This is a genomic window from Mycobacterium bohemicum DSM 44277, assembly GCF_001053185.1.
In the GTDB taxonomy this organism is placed as follows: domain Bacteria; phylum Actinomycetota; class Actinomycetes; order Mycobacteriales; family Mycobacteriaceae; genus Mycobacterium; species Mycobacterium bohemicum.
The window spans coordinates 184,558-206,151 of record NZ_CSTD01000004.1 but is presented as its reverse complement, the minus strand read 5'-3'; the positions used below and the strand labels follow the sequence as shown (position 1 = coordinate 206,151).

Sequence of the window (21,594 nt, the reverse complement as noted above, 5' to 3'; positions counted from 1 at the left end):
TGCGAAACTGCGGCCATGACTTACGACGTGCACATCAAGACCGCCGACGGCGCAGTTCAGTACCCGAACGCACTTTCTTGGGGAACCAAGGACCAAATCCTTATGGTTCAAGTGGGCACCGACGCTGACGAGTCGGACACCATCTACTTCAGCCCCAGCTACTGGTAGCAGTACTGCGTGAACCCTAACAGCAAGGATCCACTCGATCTCAGGGACTAGCATTCTTGGCCTCGAAATTTTCCGAAGCCACTGGACGGGCAATCTCAAATTGTTGCATGCTTATGACGCACGAGACTATCGCAGGGAGCTTCACTGTCTCACTGAGTTTCTGTGGTAAAGGGGAGCTTACGTGACGGACGAGTCGCCATCCGACGACCGACTCGAGATTGCGTATGAAGCAGCCCGTAACAGTGTCAGCATGCAAGACCAGACCCTTGGAAACCTGAGGACTCGGGCGAATAACCTTCTGGGGACAGCGGCATTGTTTACTTCGTTTTCCACCGGGATTGGCTTGATAAGTACAACTCCGGGAAGCAATCATGTGTTGTCGCCGATTAAAGGAATCATCCTGCTTCTTGTGCTCATCGCACTCAGCTTTTTCGTACTCTCAGTATTGTGGCCGGCCGACGACTGGCTCTTCGGGCCGTCAGCAGCAGAAATCATGGCAAAAATCGACCCTAACCCGTCTCAAGGTGGGACGCAGCCCCAGCCAAAAGACATAGATCAGATCCGCAGAGATGTCATCAAAACTCTGATAGCGGGGTACGAGACAAACAACGATGTGCTGGCTGGAAAACATCGTGCATTCCGACGGGCCGCCTTATTGCTAGTAGCAGAGGTTTTTATTCTGGTTGTGATGTTGTGGATTTGGAAGTAGGGAAACATGGGTGACAACGGCGGCGACAGCGGAGACGCGGATCGCGGTGACAGGCGGACCAACATATCTCGGTCCGCGCCGATCGATGACCTGCGGGCTCCGTTGCTGGCAGCTATGGGTGCGGCCGACCTGGCCCTGGCAACGGTCAACGACCTCATCGCCGACCTGCGTCAGAGTGCTGAGGAGACCCGCACCGAGACCCGCAGCCGGGTCGAGGAGCGCCGCGCGCGCCTTTCGAAGCTTCAGGAGGACCTGCCCGAGCAGTTCACCGAGTTGCGCGAGCGGTTCACTTCTGAGGAGCTGCGCAAGGCCGCCGAGGGCTACCTGGAGGCCGCGACCAGCCGGTACAACGAGCTGGTCGAGCGTGGTGAGTCCGCCCTGGAGCGGCTGCGCAGCCAGCGGCCCTTCGAGGAAGCGTCGACGCGCGCCGAGGGCTACGTGGACCAGGCCGTGGAGCTGACCCAGGAGGCGCTCGGCACCGTCGCGTCGCAGACCCGCGCGGTCGGTGAGCGTGCGGCCAAGCTGGTCGGCATTGAGCTGCCCAAGAAGGCCCCGGCCAAGAAGGCGCCCGCTAAGAAGCTGCCCGCAAAGAAGGCTCCGGCCAAGAAGGTTCCGGCCAAAAAAGCGTCTGCCAAGAAAGGTACCCGTAGGTAGGCCCGCATGTTGCGCGGGCACGCCGCGGCCGCTTCCGTCCGAATGTAACCGAAAGGGCGACACCGCCGTTGCGGGATGCCGCCCCCTCGGCCGACGCGGGTTACGCGTCCTGAATGAGTTGCCAGTTCGCGTCTAGTTCAACCCAGCCAGCAGCTCCCGCAGCCGAGATCAATGGTCAATACCAATTTGACTGTGCTGCGGACGGATTCGCCGCCCCCGGCGTCTCGATACTGGTATCTATCAGCCAAAACACCGTGTGAGCCCTCCGATGTTTGCTGCGGCGCGCCTGGAAATAGGCGCGCGCGGGTATCCCCCCGAGGGTATGGGATATCCCCTGGGGGGTATCGCGTTAGCGCAGGTCAGGGACTCGCGCCCAGCAAACACGCTTCCGCGCATCCCCGCAGCTCAGAGCCGTTTTTTGGTACCACGGCAAGCGCGGCCGGGCCGGTCGCACTTGATTTATCCCCCGCGAAATTTGCGAAGCGGGGAAAAACCAAGGAAAACCTGCGAAATTCGAGCAAATCGCGCGAAACCGGAGATTGCTGGAATGCTGAAACCCGTTTCTGCGCAACATATTTGGAGTGCTGATTCATGGCGTTAGCTTTGGGCGTGCTCACCGCGATCCACGAACGGTCGGCCGCGCCGGCCGCGCCGGCCGCGATTTTCGTTTTATCCCGTACGGGAATCGCGAATCGCATGCAATGCCGTTATGGTCCTTGTCCAGCGCGGGCCGGCAGAGCCGGGTCATCCGCGCTTCACGGCGACGCCCCCGCCGGTGCCTTTGCAAGCTCAACGAAAATCGGCGTTCCCCCCGGTTGTGAGGGCGTCGGGACGCTACATTCCCGGACCATGAACAAGAAGCATCTCGCTGCCGCCATTGCCACTGCCATACTCCTGGCATTCAGCGGTGTCGTCGCCGCCGGGGCGCGAGCGGCGGCCTCGTTTGAGCCCGCGCTACCCCTCAGTCCCGCAAGTCAACAGAACGCAGCGCGAGCCGCCAAGGAACATCTCGCCGTCCAGGCCTACTCGCGCAAGGGCCTCATCGACCAGCTCGTGTACGAGAATTACTCGACTGAGGACGCGACCGACGGCGTTGACAGTCTCAATGTGGACTGGAATGAGCAGGCAGCGAAGTCCGCGAAGGAACATCTTGCCGTGCAGGCCTACTCTGCTGGTGGACTTGTCGACCAGCTCGTCTACGAGGGGTTCACTTCGTCGCAGGCGAACTACGGGGTAGCCGCCGCCGGGCTATGAGACGACTGGATTTGGTGAGTTACCCGCACGATCGCGTCGCCGTCAACATACGACGCCTTGGCCCGTCGAATGCCCGCACGAGAGGTTTGGATGCCGAACGTCCCAGGTTGCCGGGCTGCTCCGCACCCACCCGACCGACCACGTCAACGGCTCGGCCTATTACTGTTCCGAAATTATCATGCAGCCTGATCCGCGATTGGTGGCCCTGCTTCGCGCTTCGACCGGCCTTGTGTGGCATTGTGAGAATTGCGGCGTAGTCCTGGCTCAACTGCGCGTATTTTCGCTAAATGCGACTCGCGGCGACCTTTATCTTGCGGAATTTCCTCAGCCGGGAGTGGACCCGAACCAGGTGCACCTATTATGTAATTCCTGCTGGGGACCAATGCTCCAACGCTACGCGCTGCTTGGGTTCGATATCCATACACATGCTCTTACCGAGGCTTGCAATTCGAACTGCTTGACGAGGAAGAATGGACGCAGCTTGCAGTTCAGGAGCCTCAGAGCGCTTGACAGAAGAATAGGCTTTCAGCTCATTAAAAGAATCGATGGTCAGCCGCAACGCAACGGTACGCAACCGATTTTTGCTGCGAGGCTCTCCTATTTTCAAGGAGGCGCTTATGCGAGACAAATGTACTACGAGTCGATCGCTGATCCTGCAGAGGTAGCTCGGCAGCTAATCAACAATCAAGATCTCCGGCACTGGGGCGTGCCATACCAAATGCGCGACTACCACCAGATGGTTGTGAGGTGGTTCGAGTCGTCATACACAGCTCCCAATGGGATTATCGGGACGCCAGCTCAAGGCGAACAGTCAATTGGCTATCATGCAATAAGTCTTAATGGGTACGACCCAACAACAGAGACGTTCAGCTTCTGGAATTCATGGGGATCAAACTGGGGTGATCGCGGTTATGGGACGATGTCTCTGGACTACGTACGGCGCTATCATCATGAAACCCTCGTTACACGCTACGCGAGGTGGGGGCCATCGCCCGCCAAATTGGACCGCATGAGGAATGCTGGCGACAATGTGCAGAAAATTCGCGAGCTGTGGGTGGTTGAAAATCCGCGTATCAGGTATACAGTTCGCGGCAAGGGCCGCAATCCCCAGGTGGTGTACTACTATACTCTTTCGCCAGTCTCGAACATTCCTGTGTCGTGTATCGAACTAAAAACGGGTTTCGGATTGCGCATGGCATGGATGTTCGTACGGCACTGGGAGGGAGCAACTAAATTCAGTGAAGTGACGGAATTATTCGTGTGGCCGATCTTCCGTCGGATGCACTTGGGGGCTGAGCTTGAGAGCGCAGCGGTCGAGGAAGCGAAGATGCATGGTAGCGGCGAGATAAGGTTGCTGATGAACGAAGCCGATCATATCCTCGGACCGCCTAGAACTGCGGGACGAGAGTTCGCGAAGGCGTGTGGTTACGACCTGAAGTGGCGGACCACAGTAGGGCCGAGAGCCCGCATGACCGGCATCAAAGCAATTTGAATGGGGCCCTCACGCTCGAACTACGTGTGCTGCGGAGGCGCGGCCTGACCCACGGTATCTGTAAGGCTAGCGCGGTAGTGATCGAGTCCCGTGAGGAGGCGCTTTTCAAGATCGTCTTTGGTCCAGGGGTTCTTGGAAGCGAGTCGACTACGCAATAGTGCGCGCAATAGAAATGGAGCGATTTCTGCGCTCACCAACTCGTCGCCGTCATATTTGAAAGTCGGTTTGGATTTGACTGAGCCGTGAGCTATCTCCGACCGGTGGTCATAGACCTTTCTCGCCAGTTCGTAGATCGCTTCCGGTCGGTACTCATCGAATAGGGCGGCGGCGGCCCGCAATGCCATGCGGTGCTTCAGTTCCGCGTTGTCACTGAGCAACAGGGCTTCGACTCCGATCGTCGCGTCTAGAGTGCGATCCTCGTCATTCGTTCGCATCATCGCGCCCACCGATCGTCGCGCTGCCAACTTGACGTCATTCGGCGCGGTGTCGAGCGCTCGGTACGCCGCCGCTATTTCATTGACCTGCTCAGCACCAGCGGGCTCCCGCGCCACCGTTTGCCACGGTGCACGGTACAGAGACTGGGGGTAGTTGGGCATCGCCTCGATCTTCCAAATGGGTGGTAAGTCGTGGTTCCAGCCGTCTGCCCAACCATCTGGTCGCACAAACAACTGGTTATAGCCCGTGTCTTTCTCAATAACTATGTGTATGCATTGGATCGCACGGTCGATTTTGTCAACATCGCTGGCAGGAATGATCGGTGTGACGCTAGTGGCCAAGATACGGTTCGCGTAGGGCAGGTTCGAAATGGTGATGGCCTTGACGACGACGGCGTGAGTCGCGGCTGCAACGAGGTAAGGGCTCACACCCTCAGCGGCATGAGAATCGAGCGCGCGAGCACGCTGCATGTCTGGCGTCAAGGCTTCTATAGTGACCCCGCCGCCAAGTTCGACCGACTCCTCAATACCCAAATCGGTCATCGTCAACGGCGCGACGAGATCACCGCTCAGTTCAGGCGCAAATCTTCCACGCTCGAGCTGCAAATATACGTTGAGAAGGTCCTCGTCCGATGTCGCGTCCGTCGCCACCGCGCGTCCGACGATCGAGCCGACGAATGACAGATACTCCCACTCAAGGCTGCCGTTCCGCAGGGCATCGCCACCTTGATCAGCAAAAGCGTTCATACCTCTAGCGAAGGTCTGATCGTCTTGCGACCTGGCGCGAACAGCCTCTAACGCGGCGCTTAGCTCGGGAACGTCGCCGACTACAACCAAGTCACCAAACTGGGAAGGCGTCGTCGAGAACATGGAACGCCATTTCACGGGCGCAGTTTTCGGGATAAACACAGATGAGGTTGCGACCACCATCGGCCAACCTGCATTACTTTGTTCATACTCCGGCACCGCCACTCGGGAGACCGGCTTCCCGTCATCGATAAGCGCTTGACCGGCCGACCACCCAGCGCGCACCGCAGGAAGGGTCAGCTCCCAGAGAAATTGGTGAATTGGGGCGTCGACCACAGAACTCCCTTCACGTAGGCCCCGTCGGGCTCAAGGCTCGTCAGGCTCATCGTCATCGTGGTCGCCGCCGTCTGGCCTCCGCCGTCGGAACGCCAAGGCCTTCTGAAAGCCGTCGGCGTCCGGCTCTGATCCGTTGGCGCGCTCGGCCAGCCACTCATTCACCTCAGCGACCGCATTCCACATCTGGTCCTCAGACGCCACGATGATGTACGTCTCGCGGACGTCATCGGTGACGTAACCAGGTGGTGGTTCGAAAGGTGCTTTCATGCGGCCGTTGAGCACTTCACCCAGCCCGTGCACCTCGGTATGGTCGAGACCCCACTGCAGCTCGCTAGGTCGCCAGCGCACCGTCACTGTGATCGGGACATTCGTGCCGTCAGCCATGGTGTCCATTGTGCCGAGCGGCACACGCTCGTTGCGGGACACCCACCCCCGAGTGGGCCGATCCTTCAGACCCACTCATAACTGATTTCGTCATCGATCAAATTCTCAAGGTCGGCGAACTCCTGCGCGAGGTCCTTGAGGTTGCCACCGTCCACTGCCCAGCCATGCCATAGGCCGCCGGGTCTCGCTTGCTGAACTGACGCTTCATCGTGAACCAAAACGGGGGCGAGTCCTTGCCGCCCAGAAAGACGCCGTGGATGACCTCGTTGCGAAGTGACAGCGCTCGGTTTAGGCGGTCGGCCAAATCAGCGGCGACCACGTTCCCGAACGCTTCGACAAGCTGCTGCCAGATGCCGCCCAGCCCTTGGCGGCCTGCTCGTGACCGATCGCCTATCTGGTGCGTCAACTGCACCAATTCCCCGGCCTTATCTTCCGCCCATGCCGCCGACATAACCACTAGTCCGACCGCTCTCACCAGGTCAGGGGGGTATTCATGAAAGTCCACGGCGGCCGGCCTACTCCCCAGAACTATCTGTCGCGGCGGGCTTGCCGCTAGATGTTGTTTGAAACCGGAACTCGACACCTTCTCGAATCCCCCATGTCGCGAGGGTAGCTCCCGGCCCGCGAACCTCCGGGAAGAATGCCGATTTGCCGTTGGTCGCGTCGGCAAAAGCCACCAGCTTCTCGGCAGCGGTAACTGAGATTGACAGCGTATTGGCAGCGCCGCACATTGTCAGGTCAAAAAAATGCCTTCAACTGCAAAAACACTGGTGCGCGATACTGGGATTGAACCAGTGACCTCTTCCGTGTCAGGGAAGCGCTCTCCCGCTGAGCTAATCGCGCCTGGGTTCGAACAGGGAGGTGGAGACGGGAATCGAACCCGTGTGCACGGCTTTGCAGGCCGTTGCCTCACCACTCGGCCACTCCACCGCTGGGGATTGATGCCACTTGCACCTTCGAGCGGATGACGGGATTCGAACCCGCGACCCTCACCTTGGCAAGGTGATGCGCTACCAACTGCGCTACATCCGCGTGCAACGGACGAGATCGTTGCCCGGTGCGATGCAAGACGATAGTCGACGCGAGCGGGCCCAGACAAATCTTTCGGAAAAGTTAACGGCCCTTGGCCGGCCGGTCCGCGGCGGGCACGCGGCGCGTCTTGGGATGCCGGTATCGTGCTAGTCTTCGACCTCGTTCGCCTCTCGGCGCGGTCCCGTGGCTCAGTGGAAGAGCGTCCGCTTCACACGCGGAAGGTCGCTGGTTCGATCCCAGCCGGGACCACCCAGACCGCCAAGGTTCAGGGCCCACGGCCTGGGCCGAACGCCGCCAGGTCGACACCGAGCGCAATCTCCGACGAGCGACCCGTTAGCTTGGAATTCATGGACAGCGCGCGGGGGGAGTCCGCCTCGACGACCCGCATGCATCGACAGGTCGATGAGCTGCGGGCTTCGCGCGACCAGTTGGAGCAGCTGGTGCGGCTCATCGTCGAGATCGGGTCGGACCTGGACCTGGATGTGACGCTGCATCGAATCGTCAACGCGGCGATGAAGCTGACCGGCGCCCGCTACGGTGCGCTGGGCATCCGCGGCTCCGACGGAACGCTGGCGTCGTTCGTCCAGGCGGGGATGCCCGACGCGACCGCCAAGCGGCTCGCCGACCTGCCGGTCGGCGACGGGCTGCGCATCGACGACCTGGCCGACCATCCGCAGGCCGCCGGGCTGCTCGCCCAGGGTCCGCCGATGCGGGCACTGCTCGGCATCCCGATCATCGTGCGGGCAGCCGACTTCGGCAGCCTCTACCTGGTCGACGACCGGCCGGGGTGGGTGTTCTCCGATTCCCACGAGGGCGCCGTCCGCGCCCTGGCGACCGCGGCCGCGGCTGCCATCGACAACGCGCGGCTCTTCGAGCGCGAGCGCGAATCGGCGAAGTGGACCAAGGCCAGCCGCGAGATCACGACGGCGCTGCTCTCGGGCGACCCGCAGACCGGGCCGCTGCAGCTCATCGTGAACCGGGCGCTGGAGTCGGCCGGCGCGGAGCAGGCGATCCTGCTCGTCCCGCGGGAGGCCGCGCGGCCCGCCGACCAGGTCGACACCCTGGTGGTGGCCGCGACGGCGGGCCGGTATGCCTCCCAGGTGATCGGCAGGCAGGTGCCGATGGACGCCTCGACGACCGGCGGGGTCGCCCGCCGCGGCCTGCCGCTGATCACCGACTCCTTCCAATATCCGATCGAGGGATTCACCGACGTCGGCGAACGCTCCGCGATCGTCATGCCGCTGATCGCCGACGAGGCCGTCCTCGGCGTCATCGCGGTCGCCCGCGACCCGCAGCAGCCGCCGTTCGGGGACGAATACCTCGAGCTCGTCAGCGACTTCGCCGGACACGCCGCCATCGCCCTGGCGCTGGCGGCGGGCCGCCAGCACGCGCTCAACCAGGAACTCGCCGAAGCCGACACCGTCGACGACGCGGTGAAGACCGCGGCCGAGGAACTGCGCCGACTCTGGCGCGCCCGCCGCGTCCTGGCCGTCACCTTCCCGACCAACGCGTCCTCGGCGGACACCGCGTTCGGCGACCCGCAGGTCGTCGCGGTCGGCGAGCCCGCGCAGTGGGCCGACCTGTCGCGGCACGTCAAGAAGATCCTGAGCACCGTGCGCGACGGTGACTTCCTCACCCCGTACATCGCGATGCCGGGCGCGGCGGGCATCGCGCTGCAGCACCCGGTGGGTGTACTCGTCGTGTGGATCGAACTGGCCGAGGAGCGGCCGTTCACCCTCGAGGACCAGACCCTGCTCACCGTGCTGGCGGGCCGGCTCGGCCAGGGCCTGCACCGGGTGTACCAGGTTGACCAGCAACGCGAGACCGCGCTGGCGCTGCAGCACGCGATCCTGGGGCCGGCGCATCTGCCCCAGGGATTCGCGGTGCGCTATCAGGCCGCCAGCTGGCCACTTCAGGTGGGCGGCGACTGGTACGACGTCGTCGACCTGGATGACGGGCGCATCGCGCTGATCGTCGGCGACTGCGTCGGCCACGGCCTCGCGGCGGCCACGGTGATGGGGCAGTTGCGCAGCGCCTGCCGCGCGCTCCTGCTCGACAACCCCAGCCCGCGCGCCGCCCTCACGGGGCTGGACCGCTTCGCCAGCCGGCTGCCCGGCGCCCGGTGCACCACGGCAGTCTGCGCGGTGCTCGACCCCGGCACCGGCGAACTGGTCTATTCCAGCGCCGGGCATCCGCCGCCCATCCTGGTCGAGGCCGACGGCACGAGCCGCGTCCTCGAGGACGGCCACACCATCCCATTGGGTATCCGATCCGGCTGGCCGCGTCCCGAAGCCCGCGTGACGATCCCGGCGCGCGCAACCCTGCTGCTCTACACCGACGGCCTGGTCGAGCGTCGCAACAGTCCGGTGGAAAACGGCATCGACCGGGCATCCGTCCTGGTGCGCGACGGCCGCGCCTCCGCCTTGGAGGATCTGGCGAACCACATCATGCTCGACCTCGCCCCCGGCGACGGCTATCAAGACGACGTTGCGGTGCTGCTCTACCGTCATCCGGCCCCGCTGGAGCTGGAATTCCCCGCCGACGCCGAGCACCTCGCCGCTACCCGCGCCGCCTTGCGTAGCTGGTTGAAGCGGGCCAAGGTGGGCGCGGTGGTGGCCGACGACGTGCTCATCGCCGCCGGAGAGGCCGTCGCCAACGCCATCGAGCACGGTCACCGCGACACGGCGGGGGGCACGATCAGCCTGCGGGCGTCGGCGCTGGTGGACCAGGTGCAGCTGACCATCGTCGACACCGGCTCGTGGAAGACACCCCACCCGGACACCGCCGCCCATCGCGGCCGGGGCATCGGTCTGATGCGAGCGTTGATGCACGACGTGGATATTTGCCCCGGCAGTGCTGGCACGACGGTCCACCTATCCGCGAGAATCAGCTGATGGCCACATCGCTGTCTCTCGACACCGTGCGCCGCGACGCCGGAGAGCTCGTGCTGAGCGCCGCCGGGGAAATCGATCTGAGCAACATCGACGGGTTCACCCGGGCGCTGACCAGCGCCGTCGCCGAGACCCCCGGCGCGACGCTCACCGTCGACCTGAGCGCCGTGGAGTACCTGGACAGCTCCGCGATCAACGCCCTGTTCGCCCACGCCGAGCAGATCCGCGTCATCGCCCCGCCGCACCTGATGCGCGTGTTCACCATCAGCGGGCTGACCGAGCTGACCGCCATCGAAGCCGCGGCGCACTGACGCCGACCAAACCGCGTACCGCGTTATCCCGTTGTCCCAGAACGATATAGGGTGTGCCGCGAAGGACGGTGAGCGATGGTAGGAAACCAAGAAGGCATCGGCGTGCTCAAGCTGGAGTGCCCGCAGTCCCACCCCGTCGGCAGGATCCTCAAGGAGGCGCCCCACCAGGCCGTCATGTACGACCCCGGCGCCGTCGTCGGCCCGCGCCGGTTCTGGCCGGACGAGGCCGATCAGCCGCGCTTCACCGTCAACTGCCGCTTCTGCGACCGACCGGTGGGCGATGCCACGGCCGCGCTGCAGAGCAAGCTCAACGCCCTGGTCGCCGACGCGTCCCAGAGCTCGGAAACCGCCGCTCTGCCCTTTGCGTGAGGCCGCCAGAGGTCGACCCACTGTCCGTGACCGGCGACCCGCAGCACGTCACCGATGCCGGCCCGGTCGAACGCCGCGACGAAATCGTCTAAAGCCCTGGGTGAAGTGGGCCCGGCCGTCGACGTGCGCGGGTGTCGCCTGTCAGATCCCCCTCCCGCGGCCCCGCCAAAACGGTTCGCGCAGCTCGTTTTTGAGGATCTTGCCGCTGGCGTTGCGGGGGAGCGACGCGACGAAGTCGACGGACCGCGGGCACTTGTAGCCGGCCAGGTGCTCCCGGCAGAATACGATGACGTCGTCGGCGTCGACGCCCGAGTCCTTCGTGGCCACGACGATCGCCTTGACGGACTCGCCCCAAAAGTCGTCGGGCACCCCGATGACCGCGGCGTCGGCGATCGCCGGATGTTCGATGAGCACGCTTTCCACCTCGGGCCCGTACACGTTCTCTCCGCCGGTGATGATCATGTCCTTCAACCGGTCCTCGACGTAGACGTAGCCGTCGGCGTCCAGGCGGCCGACATCCCCCGTGCGCACCCAGTTGTCGTGCGTGATCGTGTCGGCCGTCGCCTCGGGCCGGTTGAGGTACCCGCTCATGTTCTGGTTGCTGCGCACCCAGATCTCGCCGGGCTCGCCGACCGCGACCTCGGCGCCCGTTTCCGGGTCCACCACCCGAATCTCGGTGCCCAGCACCGCTTTTCCGGCCGACAGCCGCAGCTCCGGCCGCCCGGGGTCGCGGTGGTCGGCATCGCTGAGCGCCGTGACCGCCCCGCACAGTTCGGTCTGGCCGTACACCTGCACGAAGCGGGTGTCGGGCCAGGTCTGCAGCGCCTGGTGCAGCAGCGGCAACGGCATGGGCGCGGCGCCGTAGACGATGTAGCGCAGGCCCGCGATCGCGCCGCTGGCACTGTCGCCGGCGTCCAGGAACCGCGCGATGACCGGGGGCACGAAGAACGCGTGCGTCGCGCCGGCCCGCACCGCCCCGATCAGGCTGGCGGCGTCGGGTTCCCGGGTGATGATCGTCGGCACCCCGGCGTTGATGCCGAACAGCGCATAGCCGATCCCCCCGACGTGAAAGAGGGGCATTGCGACCAGGTTTGCGTCCCCCTCGGCGAACGGGAACGCCGGCGCGAGGTTGGCCGCGTGGTTGACCAGCGCCCGCTGGCTGAGCAGCACGCCCTTCGGGCGCCCGGTGGTGCCCGAGCTGTAGATCACCAGCGCGGTGTCGCCGTCGTCGACCTCGTCGGAGGCGTCCGTGGGCGACGCCGCGGTCAGCATTGACTCGTATTCATCGGTGTCCCCGCCCACCACCACGATCCGTTCCAGGCCGGGTACCCGCCCGGCCGCCGCCTCGGCCGACGCCAGCAGCTCGGCACCGACGAACAACAGCCGCGCGCCGCTGTCGTGCAGGACGTGGACCATCTCGTCGCCCGCCACCCGCCAGTTCACGACGGTCGTCACCGCCCCGACCGACGCCGCGGCGAACAGGATCTCCAGGCAGGCCGGATGATTCTTGTCCAGGAACGCCACCCGGTCGCCGCGGCGCACCCCCTCGGCCCGCAGCGCACCGGCGGCGCGCCGGATCCGCGACGCCCAGTCGCCCCAGGACCACTGCACGTCGCCGTAGCGGATCGCGGGGGCATCGGGCCGCAGCCGCGCGTGCCGCTCGACCAGGCCGGTGAGTGTCCCGGCCGTGCGGGTGTCGGACATATCCCCTCCGCTGCTGTGCGTGTGCTCTTCGTTCGAGTGTGCCCGACGCCCGCGGCAGGCCGTGTGCCAGCATGACTGCCATGGTGAACCCCGAGCGCGCCGCCTCCCGAACTTTTGTCGTCACCGGCGCCGCGTCCGGAATCGGGCTGGCCACGGCCAAACGCCTGCTGGCCGAGGGCGGCAGGGTGGTCGGTGCCGACCTCGCGCCGGCGCCCGACCTCGGGCCGAACTTCCGCTTCGTCGCCGCCGACGTCACCGACGAGGCCGCGGTCGGCGCGGTGTTCGACGCGGTGTCCGGCCGCCTCGACGGCGTCCTGCACGCGGCCGGTGTGGCGGGCGGCGGTCCGGTGCACCTGCTCGACCGGGGCGAGTGGGACCGGGTGATCGGCATCAACCTCACCGGGACGTTCCTGGTGGCCAAGGCCGCGCTGGCCAGGATGATCGAGCAGCCGCGCGTCGGCGGGGAGCGGGGGTCCGTCGTGACCGTCGCCAGCATCGAGGGCCTGGAGGGCACCGCGGGCGGCAGCTCCTACAACGCGGCCAAGGGGGGCGTGGTCCTGCTCACCAAGAACATCGCGCTGGACTACGGCCCGAGCGGAATCCGGGCCAACTCCATCTGCCCGGGCTTCATCGATACGCCCATGGCGCAGAACGTCTTTGGCCTGCCGGGCATGGAAGAGCCGCTGGCCTCCATCACCGCCGAGCACGCCCTGCAGCGGCTGGGCCGGGCCGACGAGGTCGCGGCCATGGCGGCGTTCCTGCTCTCACCCGACGCCTCGTTCGTCAGCGGCCAGGCCATCGCGGTCGACGGCGGCTACACGGCGGGTCGCGATCACGGCGTCGTCAAACTCTTCGGATTTCCCGGGTAGCCCGTAAGATTCGACAAATGGTCTCTCCCGACGAAGCGATCGAGGCGATCCGCGGCACCGGGGGAGCGCAGCCCGGCAATCGCGCGCTGCACGCCAAGGGCACCCTCTACAGCGGCAGGTTCACCGCCAGTCCCGCCGCGGCCGGACTGTCCCGCGCCAAGCACCTCGACGGCTCGGCCGTGCCGGCGCTGTTCCGGTTCTCCAACGGGTCGGGAAACCCCGCCCAACCCGACGGCCAGCCTGGGGTGCGCGGCCTGGCGGTCAAACTCACCCTGCCCGACGGGTCCACCACCGACGTGTCGACGCAGACCGCCCGGCTGTTCGTCTCCAGCACCCCCGACGGATTCGTCGACCTGCTCAAGGCCATGCGGCCCGGTCCGACGATGCCGGTGCGGATGGGTGCGTACTTCCTCACCCACCCCCGCCTGGTGGGCGCGCTGCCGATTCTGCGGGACGCCAACCGGGTTCCGGCCAGCTACGCCACCGTCTCCTACCACGGCCTGCACGCCTTCCGCTGGACCGCCGCCGACGGCAGCTCCCGGTTCGTCCGCTACCACCTGCGCCCGGTGGCCGGGGAAGAGTTCCTGTCCGCCTCGGCCGCGCGCCGCAAGGACCCGGACTTCCTGCACCACGAGCTCAACCATCGCCTCACCGCCGCGCCGGTGCGGTTCGACTTCGTCGTGCAGATCGCCGGGCCGGGCGACTCCACGGTCGATCCCTCGGCGGCCTGGCGCGGCACCGAGACCGTGATCGCCGGCAACTTCGAGGTCACCAAGATCGACACCGAACGCGAGCACGGCGACGACATCGTGGTGTTCGACCCGATGCGCGTGACCGACGGCATCGAACCCTCCGACGACCCGGTCCTGCGGTTCCGCAGCAGCGCGTACTCGGCGTCGGTCAAGCTGCGGACCGGCGTGGACCGGGGCCCGGAGGCGCCGGCCCTCTGACCGGGGGCCTTCGCGTCGAATCTTGGCGGCAGACTAGGGTTTTCCCTTAGTGCTGTTCTCCCAGATGCTCCTGATCGGCGTGGCCGGGTTCGGCGCCGGCGCGATCAACGCGCTGGTCGGGTCCGGCACCCTCATCACGTTCCCGACGCTGGTGGCCCTCGGCTACCCGCCGGTGACCGCCACGATGTCCAACGCGGTCGGCCTGGTGGCCGGAAGCGTGTCGGGCACCTGGGGCTACCGCGCCGAACTGCGCGGCCAGGGTAACCGGCTGCGCTGGCAGCTGCCGGCGTCGCTGGCGGGCGCGGTGCTGGGCGCCTTCCTGCTGCTGCATCTGCCCGAGAAGGTGTTCGCCGAAGTCGTGCCGGTCCTGCTGATTCTGGCGCTGGTCCTGGTGGTCGCGGGGCCGCGGATCCAGTCCTGGACCGCCCGGCGCGCCGAGGTGGCGGGACGTTCACCCGAGCACATCACGCCGGGACGGATGGCTGTCCTGGTGCTCGGCACGTTCGCGGTCGGTGTCTACGGCGGCTACTTCACCGCGGCCCAGGGCATCCTGCTGGTCGGCGTCATGGGCGCGTTGCTGCCGGAATCGGTGCAGCGGATGAACGCGGCCAAGAACCTGTTGGCGCTGGTGGTCAATTGCGTTGCTGCCGTTGCATATTCGGTGGTTGCTTTCGGCCGGATCAGCTGGTCGGCGGCCGCGTTGATCGCGGCCGGCTCCCTGCTCGGGGGATTCGTCGGGGCGCGGTACGGGCGCCGGCTCTCGCCGACCGCGCTGCGTGGCACCATCGTCGTGGTCGGGCTGATCGGGCTCTACCGGCTGCTCGCGGTGTCCTGACGTCAGCTCAGCGTCGCCTCGGCGACCTCGCGCACGACGTCCATCACGTCCCGGCGCCGCCGCCAGGCCCGCAGCTGCCGCATCGCACCGTTGCCCTGCGCGGCGATGCGGTCGAGTTCCCCGGTGACGCGGTCGTATTCGCCGAGGGCCTCCAGCGCGGGCCGGACCCGGCGCACCAACGCGCCCAACAGCTCCCGCGCGGGCATCGCCCCGCGGTCGCCCAGCAGGTCCAGGCCGTCGCCGGCCAGTCCGTCGTGGGCGGCCTTCCAGTACGCGGCCCGCAGCGCGCCCGGTGGCAGGCGCGCGAGCTCGTCTTTCTCGCCGCTGTTCTCCTCGAGGGCGGTGATGACCGCGGCCCGCACCAGGGTGGCCAGCAGCACGGTTTCGGCGGCGGTTGCCGGCACGTCGGCCACCCGGACCTCGATCGTCGGAAAGTTCGCCGACGGGCGCACGTCCCAATAGATCATCTTCTGATCCAGGATGACCTCGGTGTCGACGAGCATGCGCACGGTGCGCTCGTATTCGTCGGGCGAGGCGAAGAACGGCGGCGGCCCGGCGGCCGGCCAGCGGCGCCACAGCACGCTGCGCCAGCTCGCGTACCCGCTTTCGGCGTTGCGGTACAGCGGCGAATTCGCCGACAGCGCAAGCAGTGACGGCAGCCACGGGCGCAGCCAGTTGCTGACGTGGATGGCGGCGGCCCGGTCCGGCACCTGCACGTGCACGTGGCAGCCGCAGATGCCCTGCTCGTGCGCGACCATCCCGTATCGCTCACCGATCCGGCGGTACCGCGGGGTGTCGGTGACCGGGAACTCGTGCGGCGTGGCGGGGGGAAGGCCCGAGGCGAGCAGCGTGACGCCGGCGGCCTCGGCGGCCTGCGCGGCTGCGCGTCGCAGGCGGGCGAGTTCCCCGGCGAGCTGCGCGCTCGTGGACGCCACCGCCGACGTGGTCTCGACCTGGCAGCTGCTCAGCTCCACCTGCAGGTCGACGCCGCGGCGCCCGGCCTCCTCGGCCACCGCGGAGTTACGTGCGGCGGGCTCGCCGGTGCGCGGGTCGACGAGGAGAAACTCCTCCTCGGCGCCGAAGGTGGGAAGGTCGCTCATGCGGCCGAGCACACCCGCTCAGTGGCCCGGCCACCACGTCACCAGCGCGCCGCCCCCGCCAGCGCCGCGTCGACGGTCGGGTAGATCGGCAGCAGGGCATTGAGCCCGCAGGCGTCGACGATCCGGGTGACGATCGGCTGGTGGCTGACCAGCCGCAGTTCGATCCCGCGGTCGCGGCAGCGGTGCGCCTCGTCGGCGAGGACGGAGAATGCGCAGCACGCCATGAAATCGAGGCCGGTGACGTCGACGATGAACGGGCCGGGGGCGATCACGACGCCGGCGGCCTCGTTGACCAGCTGGCTCCAGGTGCGCTCGTTGCACGCGTCGATCTCGCCGCCGGCGCTGATGAGGACCGCGGCGCCCATCCGATCGGTGGTGGCGCGCAGCGTGCTGTTGGGGTCGCCCAGCTCGTACACCAGCCTCGTGCTGAGCATCAAAGGCGTGGTGTACATGGGTTCTGCAAAGACCGGGCTCATGATGGACTCCCTGATCGACCGGTGTCTGAAGAGGTGTCTTCGACCCCGGGATGGAATGCCCGTCCTGCTGACTGAAGACTGACGATTCGCGAATAATGCGAATCTCATTTGTATAACGAGACAGGGCGGTCTGTCTATACGTCCCAGCTAAGAGTATGGTAAGCGTCATATGACCAATCACGATGCCGCGACGCCCGTCGCCTCGCCTCGTGAGCGGATCCTGGCCGCAGCCTACGAGTTGTTCGGTCGGCGCGGGATCCGTGCCGTCGGCACCGACGAGGTGATCGAGCGGGCCGGCGTCGCCCGGGCGACCCTGTACCGCCACTTCGCGACCAAGAACGACCTCGTCCTGGCCGTGCTGCAGCGGCGGGAAGAGCTCTGGACGCACGGCCTGATCGAGCAACAGTCGCGGCAGCGGGGCGACACCCCCGAGGAACAGTTGCTGGCGATCTTCGACGTCATGCACGACTGGTTTCAGCTCCGCGACGGGTACGAGGGCTGTTCGTTCATCAACGTGCTGCTCGAGTTGGGCGCCGACCATCCGGTGGGGCAGGCCTGCATCACTCACCTCGACCACGTGCGAGAAGTCGTGCGGCAGAGGGCGATTGCCGCCGGCCTGAGCGACGTCGACGACTTCGCGTGGTCGTTGCACCTGCTGATGAAGGGCGCGATCATCCTGGCCGCCATCGGCGACCTGGATGCCGCCGTGCGGGCCCGCCGGATGGCCGTCGACCTGATCGACCAGCACCGGCCGACCGCGGCGTCCGGCGTCGGCGAGGCGGTCGGTTAGGCGGCGTCGGCCGCGGTGGTGCCGGCTTTGCGGTAGTGCTCTTCCTCGAGTTCGGCGATGGCCCGTGCGGTGCGCTCGCGCAGCGCGTAGGCGGCGATGAGGCCGAAGACGACCGCGACCACCAGGGCCACCCAGGAGAACCGCTCCATCCAGCGTTCGGCGGCCATGCCGGCGTAGTACACCACCGCGGTGGTGCCGCCGGCCCAGCAAATCGCGCCCGAGACGTTGGCCGCCAGGAAACGCGGGTAGTGCATCTTCAGCGCGCCGGCCAGCGGCCCGGCGAAGATGCGCAACAGCGCGATGAAGCGCCCGAAGAACACCGCCCGCGCGCCCCAGCGGTCGAAGAGCCGTTCGGCGAGCGCCACATGCCCCGGGCCGAAGTGCTTGGGGAATCTCCGGCCGAGCCGGTCGAAGAGGGGCAGCCCGAATCGCCGCCCGATTGTGTAGCCGATGGAGTCGCCGACCACCGCGCCGATCACCGCGGCCGCGCCCACTCCGATCGGATTGACGGGCAGGTCGTGCTGCGAGGACATCAGCGCCGCGCTGACGAGGACGATCTCGCCGGGCAGCGGGACGCCCAGGCTCTCGACCCCGACGACGCCGCAGACCACCAGGTAGACCGCGAGCGGGGGAACCGACTGCAGCAATGCCTGCACGTTCATGGGTCAAGGATGCCCGACCGCCGCCGGTTGCGCGCCGGATTACCTTCGCCCGCCGCGCGGAGGGGTTCCAGCTGCGGCCGCTTGGGCTCGCGCCCGTCGGCGGAGGACATGCCGCGCAGCCGGCGCCAGATCCACGGGAAGAAGGCGTCCTGCGTCCAGCGCAGGTGCCCGGATGCGGTGTCCGACAGCGACAAGCGCGCGGGGTCGGCGCTCGGCCGCGCCCAATCATGGTTGCTGCCAGGGAGACTCAGCGCCTCGGCGGCGGCCGCGGCGAACAGGAGGTGCCCTCGCGACGAGGCGTGCACGCGGTCGATGTCCCACGTCTCGAGCTCGCGCATCGACGGCGCGTGATACAGGTCGACGAGCCGGAACCCGTAGCGGTCGGCGGCCGCGCGAATCGCCGAGTTGATGCGGGTCAGCCTCCCCGAGACCAGCCGCCCGAGCGGCAGGAACTGCGCGACGTTGGGGAAGGTCGTCGTCACCACGGTGGCCCCCGAGCCGGCGAGGGCGGCGTAGAGCTCTCCGAGGTCGCGCAGGGCGGGGTCGAAGGATCGCCCGGGCTGGATGACGTCGTTCATCCCGACGCACACGGTGATCAGGTCGGGCTCCATGGCCAACGCCGGCGGCACCTGCTCGCGCAGGACGTGCGCGATCCGCTTGCCGCGGATCGCGAGGTTGGCGTAGTGCAGGCCCGGGTGCAGGGCGTCGATCATGGCCGCCAGCCGGTCGGCGAACCCGAGCAGGCCGATGTCGTCGTCGCCGTCCCACAGGCCCTCGGTCTGGCTGTCCCCGAGGGCGACGTATCGGCGGTATCCGGTCTGACGAGCCCCGCACACGATGCTGAGAGTAATAGGTGCCCGCGACCCGCTTCGCCCGCCGGGGATCGCACTGTAGCGTGACGCTGGCCCGACAGGAGGAGACCGGTGGAGTTCAACCTCGCCCAGGTGTTCGCGGCGGTGGCAGCGGCCAACCCCGACCGGGACTGCATCGTGTTCGGGGACCGGCGGTACACGTACGCGCAGACCGCCGAACGGGCCCGCCGGTTCTCGCGCGCGCTGCACGGGTGGGGGCTCGGGGCGCGACGGGAACGCGTCGAGCTGGCGCCCTACGAGTCGGGGCAAAGCCACCTCGGCCTGTACATGGCCAACTGCAACGAGTTCCTCGAGGCCATGCTGGGCGCCTACGGGGCGAGGGTCGCGCCGTTCAACGTCAACTATCGCTACGTCGCCGACGAACTGGTGTATCTGCTGGGCAACGCCCGCGCGGAGGCGGTGATGTACCACGCGCGCTTCGCCCCCACGCTCGCCGAATCGCTGCGGACGCTGGGCGCCGACGTGCGCCTGATCCACGTCGACGACGGCTCCGGGCACGAGCCGCTGCCCGGGGCGGTGCGGTACGAGGACCTGCTGGCGTCGGTGTCCGACGAGCCACTCGACCTCGCGCTCTCACCCGACGACCTCTACGTGCTCTACACCGGCGGCACCACCGGGATGCCCAAGGCGGTGCTGTGGCGCCAGAACGACATCTATCTGAATGCCATGGGCGGCCGCAACTTCGGCACCGGTGAAATGGTGACCAGCCTGGAGGAAATCGTCGAGCGATCGCGGCCCGAGGGGCCGGGTTCGATGACGGTGGCACCGCTGATGCACGGGGCCGCGCAGTGGGCGGCGTTCATCAACCTGTGCGGGGGCCGACCGTTCGTGATGGCGCCGACGACCACCCACTTCGATCCCGCCGAGGCGCTGGCCCTGGCCAGCCGCGAGCGGGTGGTTTCGCTGTCGATGGTCGGCGACGCCTTCGGGCGGCCCCTGCTCGAGGAGATCGAGACCGGCGCTCACGACCTGTCCGGGCTGCTGATCCTGATCACCGGCGGTGCCGCGCTGACCGCGCCGCTCAAGCGGCGTTTCATCGAGCTGCTGCCCCAGCTCACCATCCTCGACGCGGGCGGGTCGTCGGAGTCCGGCTCCCAGATGGGCGAGGTGTCCAGCCGCGCGCTGGGGGTCTCCGGGCGGTTCGCCCCCAACCCGGGGGCGGTGGTGGTCAGCTCGGACCTCACCCGCATCCTGTCGCCCGGCGACGACGAAGTCGGTTGGCTGGCACAGCAGGGGCTGATACCGCTGGGGTACCTGGGTGACCCGGAGAAGACCGCGCGGACGTTCCCGGTCATCGAGGGGATCCGGCACTCGGTGCCCGGGGACCGGGCCCGCTGGCATGCCGACGGCCAGATCGAGCTGCTGGGCCGCGACTCGGTCACCATCAACTCCGGCGGGGAGAAGATCTTCGCCGAGGAGGTGGAGGCCGCGATCGCCCGCCACCCGGGCGTCTACGACGTGGTGGTGACCAGCCGGCCCAGCGAGCGGTGGGGCAACGAGGTGGTCGCCGTGGTGCAGATGGCCGACGGCCAGCCCGCGGACCCCGACGGCATCATCGCCGAGGCGAGCCGCCACATCGCCCGCTACAAGCTGCCCAAGGCGATCGTCTTTCGCGACCGCCTGCAGCGCTCGCCGTCCGGCAAGGCCGACTACCGCTGGGCCAAAGAGCAAGCCGCACAGTCGGTCTGACCGCCGCCCGGAGGCGTCAGCTCACGAAACGCGTTGTGCGGTGCGGAATCTCGGGTCGCAGGAACACGTCGTTGAGCGTGACGGTCCGCAGCCTGCGCGCCCGGATGATGTCGACCAGCTGGCCGTAGACGTGGGTGATCGACGGGTGGTTGAGGTGGCCGATCACGATGTTCTGCGGCACGAAGGACTGCTGGGCCAACTGGACGATCTGGTCGTCGGCAAGCACCGCCGAGTCGCGCAGGTCGCCGCTCCACAGCGTGGGAACGTGGTAGCCGAGATCGGCGGCCACCGCGTCGACCGAGGCGTTGTGGTGGCCGTAGGGCGGCCGGTAGTACGGGGCGGCGTCGACGCCGTACGTGTTCTGCAGGAACGCGTCGGTGCGGCCGAGCTCGTCGGCGACCTGGCCCGGCGACAGTCGCGTCAGGTCCGGGTGACTCCAGGTGTGGTTGGCCAACTGGATCTGCCCGGAATCCACCAGCGGCCGAAGCAAAGCGGCGTTCTCGGTCCACGAGCGAAACGAGCCCGTCACGAAATAGGTGAGCCGCACGCCGGTGTCCTTGGCGAATTGGGTGTAGAGCCGCACCACATCGGAGTCGACTCCGTCATCGGCGGTCCACGCCACGAGATCGCTGCCCGGGAGCTTGTTCAGCGCCGCCCCGCCGGGCAGCGGGACCCGCGATCCCTTGGGCGGGGGTGGCAACAACGGCGGCAGGGTCGGGGCGATCGGGCCCGGTACCGATCCGATGACGTCCCCGCGCGCGACCGTCTCGTGGGGCCCGGCCGCCGAGGACCACGAGATCCCCGTGACGGCCACCGTCGCGGCGACCGCGACGAGAAACCGTCGCCGATCCAGTTCGTTCACGCTG

The 21,594-nt window shown here is 67.0% G+C and carries 23 protein-coding genes and 4 tRNA genes; 14 read left to right on the top strand and 13 right to left on the bottom strand.

Going from position 1 to position 21,594, the window contains the following annotated elements:
* Positions 1 to 15 precede the first annotated feature (15 nt).
* The 3 genes from BN971_RS25150 (at position 16) to BN971_RS18215 (ending at position 1,531) form a co-directional block, all read left to right on the top strand.
* A complete protein-coding gene (locus tag BN971_RS25150) occupies positions 16 to 168 on the top strand; it encodes a hypothetical protein (RefSeq protein ID WP_169718599.1) in 153 nt (50 codons plus the stop codon).
* A 181-nt stretch (positions 169 to 349) separates the two neighbouring features.
* Positions 350 to 877: a hypothetical protein gene (locus BN971_RS24755; protein ID WP_139027138.1), complete on the top strand. Its 528-nt coding sequence runs from the start codon at positions 350 to 352 to the stop codon at positions 875 to 877.
* A gap of 114 nt (positions 878 to 991) precedes the next feature.
* On the top strand, positions 992 to 1,531 hold the full coding sequence (locus BN971_RS18215; protein WP_372511953.1) for a heparin-binding hemagglutinin HbhA: 540 nt from the start codon (positions 992 to 994) through the stop codon (positions 1,529 to 1,531).
* A 359-nt stretch (positions 1,532 to 1,890) separates the two neighbouring features.
* Here BN971_RS18215 and BN971_RS24750 read toward each other — a convergent pair whose 3' ends face one another.
* Positions 1,891 to 2,229 (bottom strand): hypothetical protein, encoded by a 339-nt coding sequence (locus BN971_RS24750; protein WP_139027137.1) that lies wholly within the window; start codon positions 2,227 to 2,229, stop codon positions 1,891 to 1,893.
* 151 nt (positions 2,230 to 2,380) lie between these two features.
* On the opposite strand from BN971_RS24750, the gene BN971_RS18210 reads away from it, so the two are divergent.
* Positions 2,381 to 2,785 (top strand): Ltp family lipoprotein, encoded by a 405-nt coding sequence (locus BN971_RS18210; RefSeq protein ID WP_085181224.1) that lies wholly within the window; start codon positions 2,381 to 2,383, stop codon positions 2,783 to 2,785.
* 481 nt (positions 2,786 to 3,266) lie between these two features.
* Positions 3,267 to 4,277 (top strand): GNAT family N-acetyltransferase, encoded by a 1,011-nt coding sequence (locus BN971_RS24745; RefSeq protein ID WP_139027136.1) that lies wholly within the window; start codon positions 3,267 to 3,269, stop codon positions 4,275 to 4,277.
* A 20-nt stretch (positions 4,278 to 4,297) separates the two neighbouring features.
* On the opposite strand, the gene BN971_RS18205 is transcribed toward BN971_RS24745, so the two are convergent.
* From BN971_RS18205 to BN971_RS18185, 6 genes are all read right to left on the bottom strand, one after another.
* On the bottom strand, positions 4,298 to 5,794 hold the full coding sequence (locus BN971_RS18205) for a HEPN domain-containing protein (RefSeq protein ID WP_139027135.1): 1,497 nt from the start codon (positions 5,792 to 5,794) through the stop codon (positions 4,298 to 4,300).
* 30 nt (positions 5,795 to 5,824) lie between these two features.
* Positions 5,825 to 6,178 (bottom strand): hypothetical protein, encoded by a 354-nt coding sequence (locus BN971_RS18200; RefSeq protein ID WP_139027134.1) that lies wholly within the window; start codon positions 6,176 to 6,178, stop codon positions 5,825 to 5,827.
* 97 nt (positions 6,179 to 6,275) lie between these two features.
* Positions 6,276 to 6,683 carry a hypothetical protein gene (locus BN971_RS24740; protein ID WP_139027133.1) on the bottom strand — a complete coding sequence of 136 codons (408 nt, stop codon included), beginning with the start codon at positions 6,681 to 6,683 and terminating at the stop codon, positions 6,276 to 6,278.
* Between the two features lie 263 nt (positions 6,684 to 6,946).
* Positions 6,947 to 7,021 (bottom strand) — tRNA-Val (locus tag BN971_RS18195).
* A 16-nt stretch (positions 7,022 to 7,037) separates the two neighbouring features.
* Positions 7,038 to 7,108, bottom strand: a tRNA-Cys gene (locus BN971_RS18190).
* A gap of 29 nt (positions 7,109 to 7,137) precedes the next feature.
* Positions 7,138 to 7,210, bottom strand: a tRNA-Gly gene (locus BN971_RS18185).
* Positions 7,211 to 7,387: 177 nt separating this feature from the next.
* Here BN971_RS18185 and BN971_RS18180 point away from each other — a divergent pair.
* The 4 genes from BN971_RS18180 (at position 7,388) to BN971_RS18165 (ending at position 10,781) form a co-directional block, all read left to right on the top strand.
* Positions 7,388 to 7,459: transfer RNA gene (locus BN971_RS18180), tRNA-Val, on the top strand.
* A 98-nt stretch (positions 7,460 to 7,557) separates the two neighbouring features.
* Positions 7,558 to 10,104, top strand: coding sequence for a SpoIIE family protein phosphatase (locus tag BN971_RS18175; protein ID WP_085181361.1), 2,547 nt, complete (start codon positions 7,558 to 7,560; stop codon positions 10,102 to 10,104).
* The gene (locus BN971_RS18170) at positions 10,104 to 10,412 is read left to right on the top strand and encodes an STAS domain-containing protein (protein ID WP_085181221.1); all 309 of its coding nucleotides are present in this window, start codon (positions 10,104 to 10,106) and stop codon (positions 10,410 to 10,412) included. The genes BN971_RS18175 and BN971_RS18170 overlap by 1 nt, the downstream gene beginning before the upstream one ends.
* 75 nt (positions 10,413 to 10,487) lie before the next feature.
* Complete coding sequence (locus BN971_RS18165) at positions 10,488 to 10,781, top strand: hypothetical protein (RefSeq protein WP_085181220.1); 294 nt, start codon at positions 10,488 to 10,490, stop codon at positions 10,779 to 10,781.
* Between the two features lie 141 nt (positions 10,782 to 10,922).
* Here BN971_RS18165 and BN971_RS18160 read toward each other — a convergent pair whose 3' ends face one another.
* Positions 10,923 to 12,485 (bottom strand): acyl-CoA synthetase, encoded by a 1,563-nt coding sequence (locus tag BN971_RS18160; protein WP_085181219.1) that lies wholly within the window; start codon positions 12,483 to 12,485, stop codon positions 10,923 to 10,925.
* Between the two features lie 71 nt (positions 12,486 to 12,556).
* Here BN971_RS18160 and BN971_RS18155 point away from each other — a divergent pair, with 71 nt between their 5' ends.
* The 3 genes from BN971_RS18155 (at position 12,557) to BN971_RS18145 (ending at position 15,139) form a co-directional block, all read left to right on the top strand.
* Positions 12,557 to 13,354, top strand: coding sequence for an SDR family NAD(P)-dependent oxidoreductase (locus tag BN971_RS18155; protein ID WP_170322193.1), 798 nt, complete (start codon positions 12,557 to 12,559; stop codon positions 13,352 to 13,354).
* 17 nt (positions 13,355 to 13,371) lie between these two features.
* On the top strand, positions 13,372 to 14,304 hold the full coding sequence (locus BN971_RS18150) for a catalase family peroxidase (protein WP_085181217.1): 933 nt from the start codon (positions 13,372 to 13,374) through the stop codon (positions 14,302 to 14,304).
* A 64-nt stretch (positions 14,305 to 14,368) separates the two neighbouring features.
* A complete protein-coding gene (locus tag BN971_RS18145; RefSeq protein ID WP_085181360.1) occupies positions 14,369 to 15,139 on the top strand; it encodes a sulfite exporter TauE/SafE family protein in 771 nt (256 codons plus the stop codon).
* Positions 15,140 to 15,141: 2 nt separating this feature from the next.
* Here BN971_RS18145 and BN971_RS18140 read toward each other — a convergent pair whose 3' ends face one another.
* Positions 15,142 to 16,239 carry a glutamate--cysteine ligase gene (locus tag BN971_RS18140; RefSeq protein WP_085181359.1) on the bottom strand — a complete coding sequence of 366 codons (1,098 nt, stop codon included), beginning with the start codon at positions 16,237 to 16,239 and terminating at the stop codon, positions 15,142 to 15,144.
* Positions 16,240 to 16,277: 38 nt separating this feature from the next.
* Entirely contained in the window at positions 16,278 to 16,715 is a 438-nt protein-coding gene (locus tag BN971_RS18135; protein ID WP_170322191.1) for an anti-sigma factor antagonist, read from the bottom strand.
* Positions 16,716 to 16,884: 169 nt separating this feature from the next.
* Here BN971_RS18135 and BN971_RS18130 point away from each other — a divergent pair, with 169 nt between their 5' ends.
* A complete protein-coding gene (locus BN971_RS18130) occupies positions 16,885 to 17,505 on the top strand; it encodes a TetR/AcrR family transcriptional regulator (protein WP_085181216.1) in 621 nt (206 codons plus the stop codon).
* Here BN971_RS18130 and BN971_RS18125 read toward each other — a convergent pair.
* Both BN971_RS18125 and BN971_RS18120 read right to left on the bottom strand, forming a co-directional pair.
* Positions 17,502 to 18,167, bottom strand: coding sequence for a DedA family protein (locus BN971_RS18125; protein ID WP_085181215.1), 666 nt, complete (start codon positions 18,165 to 18,167; stop codon positions 17,502 to 17,504). The two genes, BN971_RS18130 and BN971_RS18125, sit on opposite strands and share 4 nt — an antisense overlap.
* Entirely contained in the window at positions 18,164 to 19,003 is an 840-nt protein-coding gene (locus BN971_RS18120) for an SGNH/GDSL hydrolase family protein (protein ID WP_085181214.1), read from the bottom strand. The genes BN971_RS18125 and BN971_RS18120 overlap by 4 nt, the downstream gene beginning before the upstream one ends.
* An 87-nt stretch (positions 19,004 to 19,090) precedes the next feature.
* On the opposite strand from BN971_RS18120, the gene BN971_RS18115 reads away from it, so the two are divergent.
* Entirely contained in the window at positions 19,091 to 20,728 is a 1,638-nt protein-coding gene (locus tag BN971_RS18115) for an acyl-CoA synthetase (protein WP_085181213.1), read from the top strand.
* Between the two features lie 16 nt (positions 20,729 to 20,744).
* Here the strand turns inward: BN971_RS18115 and BN971_RS18110 are convergent, their stop codons facing one another.
* Positions 20,745 to 21,581, bottom strand: a complete 837-nt coding sequence (locus tag BN971_RS18110) for a polysaccharide deacetylase family protein (protein ID WP_085181357.1) — start codon at positions 21,579 to 21,581, stop codon at positions 20,745 to 20,747.
* Positions 21,582 to 21,594 lie beyond the last annotated feature (13 nt).